Genomic DNA, 14,092 nt, shown 5'->3' with positions numbered 1-14,092 from the left:
TTCAATTTCGAGCGGCGCACCAGATCGACGCGCTGGCACGCGTCCACGTGAGCCGCGAGACGCTGCACTGCACATTATCGCTCGCCTCAGCTGCATGGCATGCATCGTGCGAAGGCACCTCTCGTCAGGAGGACACCATGCGTCGTGCCGAAATTCAGGTCAGTCAGCTCTCCGCCGAAGCCCAAGGCTGGCGTCAGGGAAGACCCGTCGAAGATCCAGAGAAGACAAAGCGCTGGGGCTTCGTCACCGCCAAGCCGAGTGAGTATCTGGTGCATGTCCGCAGGGGCAAGGTGCGGCGCCAGAGCTCGGGACAGGGCGCCTCGTGTTTCAAGTGGCCGTGGGACGCGGTCTCCATCGTACCCACCTCGCTGCAGCGCCTGATGTTTCGAGCCGATCAGGTGACGCTCGAGAAGGTCGGCGTCGAGATCGTGGGTTTGGCAGTGTATCGCATTGCGGAGCCGCTGATCGCGTATCGCGTGCTGAACTTCAGCTTCCCCGAACGCGCTCAGGTGAAGCTCGAGGAGGCGCTGACCGGCATGTGTGTGGGCGCCACGCGGCGGCTGGTCGCCAACCTCAGCGTCGAAGACTGCCTGCAGAAGCGCAAGAGCGCGCTGGCGGGTGAGCTCATGAAGGAAGTGGCGCCGGTCGTCGGTGGTGAAGGCAAGCTCGACGACTTCACGGCTCAGGGCTGGGGCATCGTCATCGACACCATCGAGATCCAGGAGGTGCGGGTGCTGTCGGAGACGGTGTTTGCCGCAATGCAGGCGCCGTATCGTGCACAGCTCGAACAGAGCGCGCGCCAGGCCAAGGCGCAGGCGGAAAAGGAGATTGCCACGCGCGAAGCGGATCTCTCGCGTCAGATCGAGGAGGCCCGCATTCAGAGCGCGTACAGCGTGCGGGAGCACCAGGAAGAGCTCGAACGCGCGGCGGCCGAGGCAAAAAAAGCCCAGGCCCTGCGCGAGGCGGCGGCGGCGCGAGAAATCGAGGAAGCCAAGCTGCTGGGCGCGGCGCAGATCCGCCAGAAAGCAGCGGAAATCGGCCGGCGTGAAGCGGAAGCCGAAACCCAGGACGCGGTGCTCGCCCACGAACGCACGATGCAGGAAGCCCGCGCGGAGCTCTCTGCTCACGAGGTGCGCGCGCAGGCCCTCGACAAACGCCGCGAGCTCGGTCGGATCGAGGTCGCGTTCGATGTCGAACGGCGCCAGGCGCTCGCCGACGTTGGTCTGGTCGAGACCCGTACCCGTGCCGAGGGTGCCCTGGCCCAGGCCCGAGCGGAGCGCGAGAGCGCGGAGGCCAAAGCGCGCATCATCACCGCGGAGAACCTGCCCAAGCTCGCCGCGGCCGTCGGACAGAAGTTCGGTGAGGTCAAGATCACGCAGTTCGGCGGAGCCGAGAACGCCTTCGGCAGCATCGCGCAGGCGGTCCAGAGCGTGGTCAACCTGGCGAAGTCAGCCTGAGCGCCAGCCTACGCTCGCGCTGTCTGCATCATGGGTTGACGTCCCAGCGCAGGACCGGCATCGCGCTGCCGCCGGGGGGGTCGTACGCGAGCTCGACGAGCTTGGCCTGTCGCTCGTCGAGCAGCGCCTGAACCCCGGGCTGCTCGACGAGGGCTTTCGGGAAAGCCAGTTGTCCGGCCTCCGCGAAGGCCTGCAACTTGGCCGCGAGGTTCACGGTGTTGCCGAAGTAGTCGATGTTCGTGTTGAGACTGACGGCAATGCACGGCCCGGTGTTCAGGCTGGCGCGCACGCGGATCTTCAGGTCTTCCCGGCCCGGCGGCAGGCCGAGCAAGATCCGCTCCGCCGCGGCGATCGCGTCGACCGGGCTCGAGAACGCCGCCATCGCGGCGTCACCGATGGTCTTGACCACGGCCCCATGGTGTTGCTTCACGACCTCGAGGATCTCGGTGAAGTGACGTTTGACGTCGACGAAGGCTCCTGGATCTCCACGGGTGGCGTAGAGCTTGGTCGAGCCCACCACGTCCGTGAACAAGATGGTCTGGCGCCCTACCGACAGTTGCACGTCGGAGCCCACGTACTCCTCGGTGAAGAGGTCACGAAACTGCTGGAAGCTGAGCAGGCGCGAGGGGCGCAGCGCATCGTCCGCCCAGGTGGGGGTCTCGACCACGAACGTGCGAGCTTCGGCCGAGTCGTTCTCGAGCACCAGGGTGGGAGACGGCGCGGCAGGCGGCAGCTCGCGACTGCCGGGCTTGACGCTCAGCTCGGCCGCGGTCGCCTCGGCTCGGACCTCGAAGGGGGTCGGCGCCTCGATGCCGCTCACCCGCAGACGGTACGAACCGGGACCGAGCGCCGTATCACAGCGCGCGCGTTGCCCGGGGGGCAGGCGCTGTTGCAGCTTGATGTGAGCCTTGAAGGCCGGCTCGGCGCTGCAAAAGAACTGGCGCTCCACCGCGCGAATGGAAGGGTGGACGTGAAAAGTGACCTCGATGGCATTGTCGTCATCGGTCTCGAAGTCGATGCCACAAGCGCCGCAGTCCTGCTTGCGCGGGATCTCTCCGAGCGTGTGGATCTCCGAGCGCACTCCCCTGCAGTGCGGGCAGATGACGTCCCAAGAGAGCGCCAGAATGCCGACGCGCGTTGCTTTCAAGCAGGCTTCCAACATCGCGTCTTCGGGCACCCCGAAGCGCCTCGCGAGCGGCAACACCTGGATGCGGAAGAGGTCCATCTCGTCCGCGCTCTTCAAGTGGGCAACGAGTTGCTCGACCAGACCCGCATCCACGTCCTCGTTCAGCAGGCGCTTTGCGAGCACGCCGAGCCGCTCGGCCGCCTCGGGGGCGAGCTCGGGCGCGGTCTTCATCAAGGGGTTCGACTTTCGACGCACGTCCGAGACGGCCTGCTCCACCTCGCTGAGCACCCGCTGAAACTCACGCTCGAGGGGCCGCATGCCCAGCGAGAGTAACCAACGCTGCCAGAATCCGCGCGGGACCCAGCCGAAGTACACACTGACGCGAGTGCGATCGCCGAGCGGCTGGAGCTCGAAGATGCCGCGGACCGAGTGGCCGAAGCCTCGGCTGTACAGGCGCACCGACGTCATCTGGCGTTCCGCCACCCACGTCCACGGGACCTCGACCCACTCTTGCAGGAAGCCGCCGTTGACCGCTCGCCCGTGGAGGGCTCCCTCCCGCTCCTCGAAGTACATGCGAGTCACACCCATGGCCCGATTGAGTCGGGAGGTGTCGCTGATGTACGGCCACAGCTCCGACGCTGTCGCTGCCAGCTCGAAGTGCCAGAGAAACTCCAAGGGGCGCCCCTGAGCCAAAAGTTCGGGTGCCCACGGGTGACGCGAGACGAACTCTTCCGCGCTCGGCGGCGCCGTCGCGAGAGCAGTGGTCTCAAGCATCGGCGCCGAAGCTATCATGCCCCCGTGAGTGTGGCGGAAGCTTGGTCGATCACGCGACGGCTCGTCCGCGCGCCGGGGGCGACCCTGGACCAAATCGCGGCCTATCCGTCCCCGCGGGCTGCGCTCATCGCGGTCGCCGGCACTGGAGCCGCGTGGTCCATGCTCTCGGCGCTGCTCTGGGCAGGCGGGCATGCGCCGTCGCGTGTGCTCCTGCCAGTCCCGCGCGAGATTTACTACCTGGCGCAGGCGGCGTTCGTGATCCCGATCTTGCTCACCTGTTACTGCGTGCTTGCCGTGGTCGGGCACACGCTCGCCGTTCGGCTTGGGGGCAGCGGCGCGCGGCGCACGACGTTCGCGTGTCTCGGTTTTGCTTACGCGCTGCCGCTGCTCTTCTGCCTGGTGGTCCCGGATCTGGTCGTGTATGGGCTCTGGGGATTCCCGGCGCTCAAATCGGTGGTGCGCATCACGGGAGCAGTCCTCTTCGTGAGTGAGTGGCTGCTGGTGGCTCGTGCGGTCACCGCCGCGCATCGGCTTTCCGGTGCGCGCTCGGCAGTGATTGCGTTCGCTGCCCTGCTCGCGCAGGCTGTGCTCGGTGCAGCCGTGCTGCGCTAGACAACATGGGCATCGAGATCGAGCGAAAGTTCCTGGTGACGAGCGACGCTTGGCGGGGCGGCGCCGTGCCGACGCTGCTTCGCCAGGGTTACCTGTCGACGGATCCCGAGCGCGTGGTGCGGGCGCGCGTCGCCGCCGAGCGTGGGTTCCTGACCGTGAAGGGCCGAGCCGCTGGAGCGCGGCGGGTGGAGATCGAGGTCGAGCTGCCGCTAGAAGAGGCGCGCGCGGCCCTCGCGCTGTGCAAGGGCACCCTGATCGAGAAACACCGGCACCGGGTCGCGCACGGAGCGTTCACCTTCGAGGTGGACGAGTTTCTCGGTGCCAACGCGGGCCTGGTCGTCGCCGAGCTCGAGGTGGCGGACGAACGCGCGTTCGAACGCGCCCTGGCGTCCCCCCCGGGCTGGCTCGGGCAAGACGTGACGGACGACATGCGCCTGACGAACTCGGCGCTCTCGGAGCGCCCGTTCGACCAGTGGACCGAGGCCGAGCGCGCGGCAGTCTCGAAACCGGTGTCGCAGCGCTGACGCTACTGCACCATCTCGGTCATCACCCGCGGGTAGACCACGGTGTATTTCGGTGGTGTGCCCGCCTCCACGAACGGGCTGAAGACCGCGAAGACCCCGGTCAAGGTCTTGAAGTCCACCGGCTGACCACTCGTGAAACCAGTGAACGCGCCGTTCGCGAGGAAGAACGGACTGGCATTGACCAAGCTCTCGGGGCCGGCGTCCCCGATGCCGACGCCGGTCTTCCACAGGCCGAAGATCTCGGTCGGTAGCGCTGGTTTTCCGGTGACCGTAGTCAGTTGCACCAAGAGGGGCCCGTGCGTTTGTTCGTACGCGGCGACCGTGAGATCGGTCAGCTGGACGCCAGTGATGGCAACGGGGTTGCCGGCGCCAACCTTCTTGGCGCAGCCCGGCAGCTGCGAGTTGATCTGGATGGCCATCTCGTTGGCGCCGCCCAGGTTGTAACGCCAGGCGTAACCGAGCACGTCCACCTTGTCACCGACCTTCAGGCTGGCGAAGTAGTTCGCGACCGTGCTGGCGATGCGGAGCTTGATGCCCTGCTTGGCGCCCGCGGCCAAGCTCGCGTAGGTCTCGGCCTGCTGCACGAAGATCTGGCAGGTCGTGCCGCTGACACACGCTCCGCCACTGATGGCCGTGATGAAAACGCCAGGCACCCAGACCTGTGTCTCGGTCGCCGCGTTGTCCGCCCAGATCTGGACGATGGTCTTGCTGGGCGCCGCGCTCGGCTGAGTGTCGCAGGTAGGCCAGGTCGCTCCCGCGTCGCCGCCGGTTCCCCCACCCCCAGTCGAGGTGCCACCGCTGCCGCCGCCCGACGCGCCACCGCTCGCGCCGACACCACCGCTGCCGCTCGCGCCGCCGCTGCCGCTCGTTCCTCCGCTCGCGCCCGCGCCGCTGGCGCCGCCGCCGCCGGCCACGCCGCCGAACCCGCCGCTTGCGCCGATGCCACCGGTTGCGCCCACCGAGCCGGTGCCGGCGCTACCGTCGCCCCACACCGAACCGCCCGTGTTGACGACGTTGCCAAATCCTCCGGAGCTCTGACCGCCGCCGCCCGCGCTCGACGCCTCCCCCGCGGCGCATGCCGCGACAGTGAGTAGACCGATCAACGCCCAACCCAGCTCTTTGCGCATGCCCCGAGGCTTACCTGCACCGGGCGAGGCTGTCGAGCGTGCGCGTTACGGCAGCAGTCGCTCGGCGGCGTTGCGGCACGGCAGGCGCCGCAGCATCCTCGCTTCGGTGGCGCTGCGCGTCGAGAAATAGCAAGGGGGCGCCGCAGGCACCGGGCGTGCTTGCACGGAGCGTCTGCTTTCGCCAAAGTCTGGACAACCGTGTGCTCGAAGAACTTGTTGCCGCTCTTCCTGGCCGCGCTCGTCGTCGCTGGATGTGGCAAGGGTGACGGCGAGCCGAAGCCGAAGCCCAAACCCGACGTCGTGGTCGACTTGGAAATTCTGCCGGCGGACTTCGTGGCGGAAAATCAGCCGCTGAAGCTGCTGTCCGAGGGTGATCCGATCGCGTTGGTGCCGGCCCCGCAAGGCGGACACGTGATTCACGTCGGGGCGCGGGTGCTGGGCCTCACCTCCGACACGGTGAACCTGCGCTCGCGGCTGCGCGACCCGGCGTCGAACGCCATCCAGATGGAGGAGGCGCGAGACGTGGTGATGAAACCAGTACCGGGTCAGCCCGGCTGGATGGAGCCGGATCTCCGCAGTGTGAGCCAGGTCACGCACATCCCCGCATGTCCGAACTACGACGCCGATGTGATCGTCGATGCCCCCTGGAAGCTCGAGGTGATAATCGACGAGATCGACGGCCCGGGCCTCGGCAGCGCATCGGTCGTGGTCAAGCCGGCCTGCGCACAGACCGACCCGACCCAGCTCGCGCTGTGTCAGTGTGAGTGCGGGCCGGGTTACGTGCTCGGCAAGTGTGCGACCACCAAATAGGGTCCGGTCGCGGCCCAACCCGACGGCTGCTCGTGGCGCCCGCACCGCGAGCCGTCACGGTGGCGCTGACTCCCGGGCAGCAAAAGATCGCTGCCTCGTCACTTTTCGGGATCCGATGCGGGAAGCCCGAGCATCAAGCAGGATTGGAGAGCATTCTTTTGGTCATGCGACCCCTGGGCCCGGCGATGACTGAGCCAGAGCCCCGCGAGAGCGACGAGTCCGCCATGGGTGAGCGCGCCAGCTCCCGCCCGGGCGCCTCGGCCGCCAGCCCCGAGGCGCAAACGCGGCTGGCCGAGGTGCTCAGCGACGGTTTCGACTCCGTCTGGCGCCTGTTGCGTCGGCTCGGTGTGCCCGCCGACGCCGCGGAAGACGCGGCCCAGGAGGTGTTCGTAGTCGCCACGCGACGCATCGCTCAGATCACACCCGGGTCGGAGAAGAGTTTCTTGTTCGGCACCGCGCTCCGAGTGGCGCACGGCTTTCGCCGGCGTCGGCAGCGTGAGCTAGCCCGGGATCTGGAGATCCAGGACAACCACGCGGTGGAGCATCGAACCCCGGAACAAATCCTCGATCAGCGTCAGCGCATCGAGCTTTTGGACCAACTTCTCGAGAGCCTGCCGGACGAAGAGCGCAGTGTCTTCGTCCTGTTCGAGCTCGAGGGGCTGACCCTCGCCGAAATCGCCGAGCTCTCCGGCGCTCCCCGCGGCACCGTGGCGTCACGGCTCCGACGCGGGCGCAGTCGTTACATCCACGCACTTCGCGCGCACACTGCCCGCAACGCTCCACCGAGGCTTCCATGAACGACCCCAAGCGTTTGACCGATCGCTTCCAGCCCGGCCTCGCGCGGGAGCTGCTGGTTCTGGCCCAAGACGAGCGGGCGCCCGAGGGCGCGCAGGCGCGGGTCGAAGCGCGGGTGCTCGCAGCGCTTGCGGCCACCGCAGCAACCGCCGCGACGACGACGGCAATCGGAGCCTCGACCAGCGGCGCGAGCCTCGCCAATGGCGGGACCAGCTTGGCGCTCGTCGTGGTCAAGTGGCTCAGCGTCGGCGCTTTGGTCGGCAGTGTCGCGGGACTGGGCGGCGCGGGGCTCGTTGCGAGCTGGGACACGCCGACGGAGCGGGAAGCGGACAGCGCTCTCGCAACGAGCACGGGAAGCGCCGAGGTCGCGGCCGCCCGCGAGAGCGGAGCGCCGCTGATCCCGCCGCCACCCGCGCTGCCCCAGGTAACCAAAACCAACGGCCCGCCAGAGTCTGCGGACTCCGGCGCCGCGCGGACTTCTGCTGACTCCAGGGCCGCGCGGGGCGACGTCAAGATTGGTCCGCCGTCCACCGTGGTCCGCCCGGGCGCGGCACCGAGACCGGGAAGCTCGCCCACCGAGGACCAACGCGGCGACGACGCTGCAAAAACCGAGATCAAGACCGGCGCTCCGCAGCATCAATGAAGCGGAGGTCTTTCCACGACATGAATATTCATACGCTCTCGATTTCGCTCTCGGTCGCGGTCCTGTGCATCCAAGGCTACGCGTTTGCAGAGACGCCAAGTCGAGCCGACGCCGCTCAACCACCCGCCAAGGTCACCCGCCCGCTGCGCCGCGCCGCCAAACACGACAAGCTCCGCTCCGAAGCCGTCCGAGGCAGTCGCGTGCACGTCATGACCGAGGTCATCGTCGTTGGCCGACCCCAACGGCCACTCAGCGTGCTCGAGACCGCCGCGCAGCCCTTCCGCTTTCCCGTCGGCACCGCCCGCTACTCGGCCCCGGATCGCCGGTTTCTGCCAGCCGAGGCGCACGAGCGTTGGTGAGCGCGCACGCAACCAAAGCGGCGCGAGCAGCCGCAAATCAAGGCTGCGCGACGTCCCACTTGGGACGCTCGGGGGTGCGGGCGAGCGCGTCCGCGTCGGCGCTTACCGCAGCTTTGTCCTTCTCGCGACCCTCGAGGAAATAGACGAACTCGAGCTGTGCATCGGGCTTGCCGCGCTCACTCACGAACAGGCGAACGAACTCGGTGGGGGTGACCGCGCGCTGTCCGACGATCGTCACCCAGGGCGCGGCGAGCCCGACGCCACCAGCGGGAGCCTCGTAGGCTTTGAGCACCAGCTCCGAGCAGACCACCCGATCGTCCGTCGCAAAGTTGAAGTCGAAATCGTAGGGCCGACCGAAGTAGCCCAGGGTGCGTTCGATGGCCGCCGCGATCTCGACGCGAGGCAGCTTCGGCCTGAGCGCCGCGACGTAGTCTGCGCCGCACGAGTGCTCGAAGCTCTGGGCGACCACACCCTCGCTCACGGCTTCGACCACGGTGTGTAGGTGCCCAGCATCGTCCTTTTCGCCGAGCGCCGCCCAGGCCGCCGGGTATTTCTTGGCCAGGTGCTGACTGAAGGCTCCGCCGTAGCGTTTCTGCACCTCGGGATCGGAGTCGAAGCCCGCGCTGATCTCGGCCTGTGAACCGCTGAAGATGGCGGCGTGCGGCCAGAAGCCAGGCAGACCGACGTTGGACAGGTACCAGTTGCGCCGTTCGAGCAAGATGTCTCCGGGCGCGAGCTTGGCTTTCATGGCGGCGAGCTGCGCGTCGTTGATCAGCCGCCGGCTCTCCGGTGCGAAGCGGGTGTCGCCGGCCCACTCCGCGAACTCCTTCTGCAAGGGGAACCATGCCTGGAACGCCGTGCTCTTCAGCACCTCGGCCTTGTTCTCCGCCGTTCGAGCCGCAGCCTTGGCGTCGACGATCCGAGCGAGTGCCAGCTTGCTGCGCGCGCCGACCAACCCCCGCAAGCGTTCCCCTGCCTTGCCTGCCAGGTGTTTGTCGATCCACTGGGCGTACCACTCTGCACCGAACGGCACGAACGAGTAGTCCCGCGCCCTGCCCAGACGCGCGCGCATTGCGCTGAAGGTCCCACTCGGGAGTCCCAGCGCCGGCATGGCCTCGTCGAACAGCTTCAGCGCGATGCTCTTCTTGCCGATCCGATCCAGGAGCGCCTGGCCGCCATCGACCTGGACGCAGAGCGCCGCGTAGGTGAGGGCGAAGCTCCGCGCGTGGAGCTCCGGGTGCACGACGTAGTCGACGCCAAACCAGCCCTCGTAGCGGTGTTTCAACCCGTCGAGGGCCAGCATCGGTTCGAAGAAGCTCCACCACAGCTCCCGCACCTTCTTGCGGTCCTCGGCCTTGAGTTGATCCGCGCTCTCCATCGCGAGCAGCGGCTCGATCGCACGTGCTTCCGTCAGCGCCCGATCGAGCTGCGTCGCGAAATGCTCGAGGCGTTCCGCGTCATCCGCGGTGAGCTGGTCGAGCGCCTCGGGGGAGAGCTTCCACAGTGGGCTCACACTGGCACCGGCGACGCGGCGTGCGAAGGGATACCCAGCTTGACTGCGTGACGACGGCCACAACCACAGCGCGCTCACACCCACTGCAACGGCGCCCAGCGCGAGGGCGAGACGCTTTTTGATCCGTGGTTCCATTCACCCGTGCTTTCGACGTCGCTGACGCTTCGGTATCAGCGCGAACCGTCAGACGCCAATCCGGTTCCGGCGTGCACACGATGCACGTGCGTCCGAGCTGCGTGTGCTCGCGCGGAGCACGTGAGCGAAGTCCGCTTAGATTTCTTGTACGTAGCGCGGATCGGGCGCGCGGCGCACCACATGCGCCCATGTAAGCTTTGCGGCCGGATCCCGTCGATTTCGCATTGGCTCGAGGACACTCGCGTCGTAGGCTCCCGAGCATGCGCGTACGAAATATCTCTTGGGTGGCTGCGGTTTTGTTTTTGGGTGCCTGCTCCGGCAGCGGTGACGACGGCGGGTCGACACCGGGCGAGCAACTGGAACCGGAAGATCAAGTTGGTCTCGACGGCGAAGGAAAGTTCGACGCCTGGGACTCGGCCAACAACCCGGCCTACGTGGACAGCAACTTCTCGTACTTCACGCATCAGCTGCCGCTCGAGGGCCACGGTCAGGTGCCGGTCCCCGGCGACTACTGGGCGACGCAGAGCGACAACCTGAACCACGAGTGGGACGGCGCGGGCTCCTCGCCTGCCGAGAAGTACGCCAAGGCGTTCGGCAAGGACGCCGTTCCGGCCAACATCACCAAGTATCACGGCATCGGGTCTGCGACGCAGCAGAAGGCGTGCACCCAAGGTGGCAACGAGTGTGCGGGCTCCGAGGACGGCGGAAGCTGCGCCATCCCAAAGGGCGCGACCGCGGGCCGCTGCATCCCAGGCTGGTGGGGCATCTGCCACGGCTGGGCACCCTACGCGCTGACAGAGCCGGCGGCGGTCAATCCGGTGGTCAAGAACGGCGTCACGTTCTACCCCGGGGACCTCGAAGGTCTGATGTCGCTGCTCTACACGAACGTCAGCAACAAGTTCATCTCGCGCCGCTGCAACAAGGCGGAGCCGATCACGGACCCGACGGGCCGCCTGGAGGCGACCGAGTGCCGCGACATGAACCCCGGCACCTGGCACATCGTCACCACGAACTTGATGGGCCTGCGCCGTCAGGGCTTCGTCATCGACGCCACCTTCTCCGCACAGGTCTGGAACCAGCCGAGCTACGGCTACAAGGTCACCAACCCCGACGGCGACAAGCTCAAGGAGATCACCAAGGACGAGGCCGTCGCCATGCTCGGGATCAACCTGACGTTGACGCCGATCTTCCCGACCGCCCTCTTGAAGAAGGACGAAACGAAGGCGGGCGAGTACGTCGCGACGGTCGCCGGTGACTACACCATCAAGATGAGCGGCAGCGGCGACGCGGACCTCTACATCAAGAAGGGCGCTGCGCCGACCAAGTCCGACTACGACTGCCGCCCCTACGGTGGAACCTCGAACGAGGAGTGCCTGGTCACGTTGGCTGCGGGCGACAAGGTCTTCTACATGGTCGAGGGCTACGGGGCCGAGAGCAACGTGCAGCTCTCCGCCGCAGTTCCCGGTGAGAGCGGCGACTACATCTACAACACCCTGGCGAAGCGCTTCTTCTACGTGGAGATGGACTTCACCTACATCACGGAGTCGTCACCCGCGAAGCAGTCGCACGTCGAGCAGGCCCTCACCAGCTACGCCACGACCAAACACTACAAGTACATCTTGGAGGCGGACGACGGCGGCAAGATCATGGGCGGTGAGTGGGTCGGTGAGAGCCGCACCAACCACCCGGACTTTGCCTGGTGGCCCACGGCCAAGCCGACTGCCAGCCAGGCCGGCGGACTCATCACCTACGCCGAGGTGAAGGCGCTGAATGACGAGGCCGCCGCGACCGCGCCGGCCGAAGAGACCGTCACCATCCTGGACAACGTCACGGTCAAGGGCACCGGCACCAGCTGGTCCTCGAAGTACGGCTCAGTCGTGGTGGAGCCCGGCTACAAGAAGCTGGAAGTCACCATGACCGGAACCGGCGCCGCTGAGCTGTACGTCCGCGTTGGACGCAACCCGACGGTCTACGCCAACGACTGCAAGTCCACGACGGCGGGCACGTCGGCGCAGACCTGCACGGTCAACGTCTCGTTCTCGGGCAACACGTACTTCGTGCGCGCCCGCAGCAAGACGCCCGGCACCGCGGTCACCATCGTGGCCAAGAAGCTGAAGTAAGAAGAGAGAGCTCGCCCCGCTTCCGCGGAGGCCGAGCAAAACGAGGCACGCGCCGGGCTCGGTTCCGGCGCGTGTTTCGCGTTTGTGGGGCCGATGCGGCCCCTCGGCGCCCGGAGCTCAGGGCATGACACTCCAGTACGCGTATTCGTGCACCGCCCAGCCGGCGTAGCTCGCGTGACCTGAGTAGCTGGAGCCAATGGCGCCGAGCGCGCTGTCGAGGGCGGACTTCGTCACGAACGCGTCGCTCGCATGGGCGGGATCGGTCTCGACGCCGATCCAGAGCCGCTTGCCCGCCGCGTCGGTGAAGCCGACCTCCTTGGCCGAGTTCGCCAGCACCGAGGCCTGGCTGTTCGAGTAGGCCATGAGCGCGACCGCGTCGAGACGGCCGAGGGCATGCTCGTATCCCGTGGCCTGTTTCCCCGCGTACGAGAAGCTCAGTGCGCTCGAGTCCCACCACGACGGCAGATCCGCATGCACGGCCAGGGATTGGGCGCCGCCGGCGTCCAGCTTCTGGCGGGTGAGCACGAAGAAGTCACACAGATCCGCGATCAACTTCTGATGCTCGGCGTCCGACATGCTGCCCCACCCGGCGAGGCCGTGCGGTTCGACGTCGAAGTGCAACGCCGCGGGTTTCACCTTCGTGCTCGGGTCGCTGACGAACTGAGCCAGCGGCACGATCAGGTTGTTGATGGCCCAGGTCTGGTCGGCGCCGGGGGAGGTCCAGGTCGGGTCGCCGAACAGCACCTCCACGACGATGGCCTGAGTCGCCGCGTCCTCGAGCCCCTTGCGCCACGCCGCGGGCGCGTACTTCGGTGAGCTTGCCAGGAGCGTGGGGTACGCACTGACGAACAGCCGGCTCACGCCGTGGCTCTTTGCGTACGAGAGGAGCGCGCTGCGCGCGGTCGCATCGACGAACTTGTCGCCCTGCCAGACCCACATGGCGTTGCCGGTTGCCCCCGCGGTACCCGCAGCGCCGTCGCTCGCATCACTCGCCGCATCGGGTCCGGCGTCCACGCCACCGCTGCCCGCGTTTGCGCCAGACCCGGCGGTGCCGCCACTCGCGTCGTCGCCCGCGTCGCTCGGTACACCCCCGCTGGCGGTCGCGCCCGTGCCGCCGGCGAGTCCCGCTCCGGCACTGCCGCCGCTCGCTGTGCCCGCACCCATGCCGCCCGAGCCCCCGGACGACGACGAGCCGCCGTCACTCTCGCCGCAGGCGGACGCCATGAGCAGACAGAAGACGAGCTTTCTCATCCAACAACGAGTCTCGCATGGGCGGCAGCCGGACGGAAGCTGGCCCACGCCGATGCGTGGCCGCTCTCATCCACCCTTGAAGTCGTCGAGCACGACGCCGGTCCCCGCCGCGAACAGTGCGATGCCCGGCTGGCTCGGGGGGAAGGTGCCGACGTTCACGCTGCCGACCACCTCGGCGTTGACCAGAACGGTGAGCAGCCCGGCCTCGGTGAGCCGCGCTTCGATGCGGTCGCCGTCGAACACTGGCCACGGTGTGCTCATGTGTGTGCTCCATTTCCCGTTCCAGCACTTGGCCACCGAGATGCCGTTCTGGGCACCGGAGTGACCGACCTGGATCAGGTTGCAGTCCTTGTTGCTGGTCGCAGCAAACATCACGCCCACCAGCCCCGAGCTCGGGTCGACCTTCATGAGCCGCACGCTCGCAGTCTGCTTGGCACACAGCTTCTTGCTGTTCAGGATGCGATCATCGAGCCCGGCCTTCGTATGCCGGAGCTGGCCGCCCTGGACCGCAAACGAGCCGACGTCCCCGGTCCACGCCGAGCCGAGCGGCCCATCGGGCGAGCCGAAGTCGTCGAGCAAGAGCGGATTGTCCGGAGAGCAGCCACCGCCGCCGGAGGTGTCAACTGCGGCGTCGCTGGCTGCCTCGACGGCTGCCTCGAGGGACGAGTCGGCGTTCCAGCTCCCACCGCTCACGACGTCCGGGCCTGCGTCGCTCTGCGCTGCTCCCCCGCCTCCGGTCCCGCCGCCGGCTTCGGTTCTGGGCTCCGCCTCCTCGATGTTCAGGCAGGCTGCGAAAGCGAGCCCAATACCGAGGAGCCAGGCGCGGGACATGTTCAGCCAGCTTAC

At 67.5% G+C, this 14,092-nt stretch carries 13 protein-coding genes; 8 read left to right on the top strand and 5 right to left on the bottom strand.

Features of this window, described 5'->3' with window-relative positions:
- The first annotated feature begins 137 nt into the window (after positions 1-137).
- Complete coding sequence (locus tag IPI67_09620) at positions 138-1,457, top strand: hypothetical protein (protein ID MBK7580450.1); 1,320 nt, start codon at positions 138-140, stop codon at positions 1,455-1,457.
- 28 nt (positions 1,458-1,485) lie between these two features.
- Here the strand turns inward: IPI67_09620 and IPI67_09615 are convergent, their stop codons facing one another.
- The gene (locus IPI67_09615; GenBank protein MBK7580449.1) at positions 1,486-3,357 is read right to left on the bottom strand and encodes an adenylate/guanylate cyclase domain-containing protein; all 1,872 of its coding nucleotides are present in this window, start codon (positions 3,355-3,357) and stop codon (positions 1,486-1,488) included.
- Between the two features lie 24 nt (positions 3,358-3,381).
- On the opposite strand from IPI67_09615, the gene IPI67_09610 reads away from it, so the two are divergent.
- Positions 3,382-3,969: a hypothetical protein gene (locus IPI67_09610; GenBank protein MBK7580448.1), complete on the top strand. Its 588-nt coding sequence runs from the start codon at positions 3,382-3,384 to the stop codon at positions 3,967-3,969.
- Positions 3,970-3,974: 5 nt separating this feature from the next.
- Positions 3,975-4,493 carry a CYTH domain-containing protein gene (locus IPI67_09605; GenBank protein ID MBK7580447.1) on the top strand — a complete coding sequence of 173 codons (519 nt, stop codon included), beginning with the start codon at positions 3,975-3,977 and terminating at the stop codon, positions 4,491-4,493.
- 2 nt (positions 4,494-4,495) lie between these two features.
- Here IPI67_09605 and IPI67_09600 read toward each other — a convergent pair whose 3' ends face one another.
- Positions 4,496-5,620 carry a hypothetical protein gene (locus tag IPI67_09600; GenBank protein MBK7580446.1) on the bottom strand — a complete coding sequence of 375 codons (1,125 nt, stop codon included), beginning with the start codon at positions 5,618-5,620 and terminating at the stop codon, positions 4,496-4,498.
- Between the two features lie 198 nt (positions 5,621-5,818).
- On the opposite strand from IPI67_09600, the gene IPI67_09595 reads away from it, so the two are divergent.
- From IPI67_09595 to IPI67_09580, 4 genes are all read left to right on the top strand, one after another.
- On the top strand, positions 5,819-6,430 hold the full coding sequence (locus tag IPI67_09595) for a hypothetical protein (protein ID MBK7580445.1): 612 nt from the start codon (positions 5,819-5,821) through the stop codon (positions 6,428-6,430).
- A 164-nt stretch (positions 6,431-6,594) separates the two neighbouring features.
- Complete coding sequence (locus IPI67_09590) at positions 6,595-7,227, top strand: sigma-70 family RNA polymerase sigma factor (protein MBK7580444.1); 633 nt, start codon at positions 6,595-6,597, stop codon at positions 7,225-7,227.
- Positions 7,224-7,868: a hypothetical protein gene (locus tag IPI67_09585; protein MBK7580443.1), complete on the top strand. Its 645-nt coding sequence runs from the start codon at positions 7,224-7,226 to the stop codon at positions 7,866-7,868. The genes IPI67_09590 and IPI67_09585 overlap by 4 nt, the downstream gene beginning before the upstream one ends.
- Before the next feature lie 20 nt (positions 7,869-7,888).
- Entirely contained in the window at positions 7,889-8,227 is a 339-nt protein-coding gene (locus IPI67_09580) for a hypothetical protein (GenBank protein MBK7580442.1), read from the top strand.
- 37 nt (positions 8,228-8,264) lie between these two features.
- On the opposite strand, the gene IPI67_09575 is transcribed toward IPI67_09580, so the two are convergent.
- Positions 8,265-9,875 (bottom strand): hypothetical protein, encoded by a 1,611-nt coding sequence (locus IPI67_09575; GenBank protein MBK7580441.1) that lies wholly within the window; start codon positions 9,873-9,875, stop codon positions 8,265-8,267.
- A gap of 260 nt (positions 9,876-10,135) precedes the next feature.
- Here IPI67_09575 and IPI67_09570 point away from each other — a divergent pair, with 260 nt between their 5' ends.
- Positions 10,136-11,995: a hypothetical protein gene (locus tag IPI67_09570; protein ID MBK7580440.1), complete on the top strand. Its 1,860-nt coding sequence runs from the start codon at positions 10,136-10,138 to the stop codon at positions 11,993-11,995.
- A 117-nt stretch (positions 11,996-12,112) separates the two neighbouring features.
- On the opposite strand, the gene IPI67_09565 is transcribed toward IPI67_09570, so the two are convergent.
- Together IPI67_09565 and IPI67_09560 are read right to left on the bottom strand one after the other, a co-directional pair.
- On the bottom strand, positions 12,113-13,246 hold the full coding sequence (locus IPI67_09565; GenBank protein ID MBK7580439.1) for a hypothetical protein: 1,134 nt from the start codon (positions 13,244-13,246) through the stop codon (positions 12,113-12,115).
- Positions 13,247-13,312: 66 nt separating this feature from the next.
- A complete protein-coding gene (locus IPI67_09560) occupies positions 13,313-14,077 on the bottom strand; it encodes a hypothetical protein (GenBank protein MBK7580438.1) in 765 nt (254 codons plus the stop codon).
- Positions 14,078-14,092 lie beyond the last annotated feature (15 nt).

This window comes from Myxococcales bacterium (assembly GCA_016706225.1).
GTDB lineage: Bacteria > Myxococcota_A > Polyangia > Polyangiales > Polyangiaceae > JADJKB01.
Note: the sequence above shows the minus strand (reverse complement) of the source record. Positions and strands in the feature narration are given on the sequence as shown.